General features: G+C 70.5%; 5 protein-coding genes and 1 pseudogene. 2 read left to right on the top strand and 4 right to left on the bottom strand.

Translation table 11 applies throughout. The annotated features are described in order from the left end of the window. The 4 genes and pseudogenes from GJV64_RS13140 to rpmH all read right to left on the bottom strand — a co-directional run. Positions 1–276: pseudogene (locus tag GJV64_RS13140) on the bottom strand (hypothetical protein); the annotation flags it as partial. 54 nt (positions 277–330) lie between these two features. Continuing rightward, positions 331–540, bottom strand: coding sequence for a membrane protein insertion efficiency factor YidD (gene yidD / locus GJV64_RS13145; protein ID WP_164157781.1), 210 nt, complete (start codon positions 538–540; stop codon positions 331–333). Next, positions 537–902: a ribonuclease P protein component gene (gene rnpA, locus GJV64_RS13150; RefSeq protein WP_235927754.1), complete on the bottom strand. Its 366-nt coding sequence runs from the start codon at positions 900–902 to the stop codon at positions 537–539. The genes yidD and rnpA overlap by 4 nt, the downstream gene beginning before the upstream one ends. A 5-nt stretch (positions 903–907) precedes the next feature. After that, positions 908–1,042, bottom strand: coding sequence for a 50S ribosomal protein L34 (rpmH, locus tag GJV64_RS13155; protein WP_086117050.1), 135 nt, complete (start codon positions 1,040–1,042; stop codon positions 908–910). Between the two features lie 171 nt (positions 1,043–1,213). On the opposite strand from rpmH, the gene argJ reads away from it, so the two are divergent. Both argJ and GJV64_RS13165 read left to right on the top strand, forming a co-directional pair. Next, positions 1,214–2,437: a bifunctional glutamate N-acetyltransferase/amino-acid acetyltransferase ArgJ gene (gene argJ / locus GJV64_RS13160; protein ID WP_164157783.1), complete on the top strand. Its 1,224-nt coding sequence runs from the start codon at positions 1,214–1,216 to the stop codon at positions 2,435–2,437. 41 nt (positions 2,438–2,478) lie between these two features. Next, positions 2,479–3,010 (top strand): glutathione S-transferase N-terminal domain-containing protein (locus tag GJV64_RS13165; RefSeq protein ID WP_164157785.1); only part of this gene is annotated, 532 nt, incomplete at its 3' end.

Consider the following 3,010-nt stretch of genomic DNA (forward strand, 5'->3'; position numbering starts at 1 on the left):
ATAAAGGTTGATGCTGCCCTTGATGCGCGGCGTATCGATGGCGATGCGCGGCGACGGGCCGGTGGGGGCGGCACTGGCAGCGGGGGCAGCAGGCGTGGCGGTCGGCGCACTGGCCGGCACCGCAGCGGGCGCCGCAGCCCTGGTGGCCGCAGGCGCCGGCGTCTGCGGCAGGAAGCGATCGGCAAGCACCGTCCAGGCGAGCAGCACCAGCGACGACAGCACGACGGCCAGCACGATGTTCTTCGTGTCGGGCGATTGATTGTCGGAAGGAGGCAAGAGGTTCTCGCTGGCTGAAGGGATTCGAAAGGGAGCGCGGGTGCCTATAGCCGGTCAGGGCACCGGGTCATAGCCTTGGCCGCCCCACGGATGGCAGCGGGCGATGCGCCGCAGCGCCAGCCAGCTGCCGCGTGCCGGCCCATGCCGTTCGATGGCGGTGATGGCGTAGGCCGAACAGCTGGGCGTGAAGCGGCAGGAGGGCGGCAGCACCGCCGAGACCGTGACCTGCCACAGGCGAATCGGCCAGATGAACAGCCTTTTCACGCCCGGCGCTCCTTCGGCGGCGGCGGCGGCAGGTGCGCCCTGGCCAGCGCCTTTTCCAGATCGCTGCGCAGCTGGGCGAAATCGCGGGTCAGGCCGGCCTCGCGCCCGATCAGCACATGGTCGGCACCGGCATGGCCGTGGGTAGGCAGCGTCAGCCGCACCGCCTCGCGCAGGCGGCGCTTCAATCGGTTGCGGGTGACGCTGTTGCCGATCTTCTTGGTCACCGTGAACCCGGCCCGCATCAGCGCATCGCCATCGCCGCGCGGGCGCACCAACAGCACGAAGCCGGCGGATGCAACCCGCCGGCCTTCGTTGGCGCTCAGGAAATCCCGCCGTTGCCGGATGGTCTCCGGCGCACGCACAGGTGTCAGGCCGTCAGCTTCTTGCGGCCGCGCGCGCGGCGGGCGGCAATCACCTTGCGGCCGCCAGCGGTGGCCATGCGGGCGCGGAAGCCATGGCGGCGGGCCCGGACGAGCTTGGACGGCTGATAGGTGCGCTTCATGATTGGACGTCCCGAGAATCGATCGCGAAGAGCCACGGTTGCCCGTCGCCCGAAAGAGCGCCGCCGATACTGCACGGCAGCGCGCGAGTCAACGTGGCTCTGGGTGGCTGCAGGCGGCTCCGGCCATGCTTGGCTCTGGACAAGTCGGCCCCGCGCGGCAATGGCAAAATCATGGACCGCTCACCGCTTGCCCTGCCCTTTCCCGACCTGGCCCCCATCAAGGGCGTGCGCATCGGCACCGCCAACGTCGCCTACAAGCGCTGGACGCGCGATTGCGTGACGCTGGTTGAACTGGCGCCCGGCACCGCGGTGGCCGGAGTGACCACACGCTCTGCCTGCGCCTCGCCGGAGGTGGAGTTGTGCCGCGCCAAGCTGCCGGGCGGTCAGGCGCGCGGCCTCGTCGTCAATGCCGGCAACAGCAATGCCTTCACCGGCATGAGCGGCCGGCAGGCGGCCGAGGCCCAGGTGGCGCGGGCGGCGGCGCTGCTGGGCTGTTCGGCAGACCAGGTGTTCAGCGCCTCGACCGGGGTGATCGGCGTGCCGTTGCCGGTTGACCTGGCCCTGTCGGGCGTCGACCAGGCCCACGCCCGGCTGGGCGCGGCAGACTGGCTGGCGGCCACCAACGCCATCGGCACCACCGACACCTTCCCCAAGGCCGCCACCACCAGCGCCATGGTGGGCGGCCGCCGCGTGACACTCACCGGCATCATCAAGGGCAGCGGGATGATCGCGCCCGACATGGCGACCATGCTGAGCTTCATCTTCAGCGATGCCGCCATTGCGCCTTCCCTGTGGCAGCAGATGCTGAGCGCGGCTGCGGCCGAGACCTTCAACTGCATCACCGTGGACAGCGACACCTCGACCTCTGACACGGTGCTGGCCTTTGCCACCGGCACCGCCGGCAACCCGGTGCTGACAACGCTGGACGATCCCGGCGCCGAGGCGCTGGCTGCCGCGCTCACCGATCTGTGCCGGCAGCTGGCCATATTGGTGGTGCGCGACGGCGAGGGCGCGAGCAAGCTGATCGAGATCACGGTCACCGGCGCGGTGGACGGCGCCTCGGCCCGGCGGGTGGCGATGAGCATCGCCAATTCGCCTCTGGTGAAGACCGCGATCGCCGGCGGTGATGCCAATTGGGGCCGGGTGGTGATGGCCGTGGGCAAGGCGGGCGAGCCGGCCGAGCGCGACCTCCTCTCCATCCGCTTCGGCGACACGCTGGTGGCCAGCAAGGGCGCCGTGGTGCCAGGCTATGACGAGGCGCCGGTGGCGGCACATCTTGCGGGCCAGGAGGTGCGGATCGGCGCCGATCTCGGGCTGGGCAGCGGCCGCGCCCGGGTGTGGACCTGCGACCTCACCCACGGCTACATCAGCATCAATGCCGATTACCGCAGCTGAAGGCTGCGGGGGGCGGACCATTGCAGCTGAAAGGACCGGCCATGCTGCCCATCCTCTACCATTATGAAGCCTCACCCTTTGCCGAACTGGTGCGCGCCGCCTTCGGGGTGAAGGGGCTGGAATGGGGCAGCCTCATCGTCTCCAACATCCTGCCCAAGCCGGACCAGACGCGGCTGACCGGCGGCTATGGCCGCACCCCGGTGGTGCAGATTGGCGCCGACATCTATTGCGACACCGGCGCCATCCTGCCGGCGCTGGAGGCCTTGCCAGGGCCAACGCTGTATCCGGCGCCGCTGGGCCCGCTGCACCGGCTGGTGGCGAACTGGGCGAACGGCCCGCAGTTCTTCGCGCATGTCGGCGCCGCGATGGGCGGCATGACGCCCGAGATGATGGGCGAAGGCTTCATCAGGGACCGGCAGGCGCGCTTCGGCATGGACCTCGCCGCGCTCGGCCGCGCCGCGCCGCATCTTGCCGGCCAGGCGCTGGTGGCGGCGCGCTGGCTTTCGGACACGCTGGCCGATGGTCGCGCCTTCATCGGCGGCGAGGCACCGGGCGCCGGCGATCTCGCGCTCT

Source organism: Sandarakinorhabdus rubra (genome assembly GCF_010994245.1).
In the GTDB taxonomy this organism is placed as follows: Bacteria; Pseudomonadota; Alphaproteobacteria; order Sphingomonadales; family Sphingomonadaceae; genus Sandarakinorhabdus; species Sandarakinorhabdus rubra.

Bases quoted from the DNA above. Each gene is read 5' to 3' on its own strand.
- rpmH (WP_086117050.1), bottom strand. From the start codon at position 1,042: ATGAAGCGCACCTATCAGCCGTCCAAGCTCGTCCGGGCCCGCCGCCAT.
- argJ (WP_164157783.1), top strand. From the start codon at position 1,214: ATGGACCGCTCACCGCTTGCCCTGCCCTTTCCCGACCTGGCCCCCATC.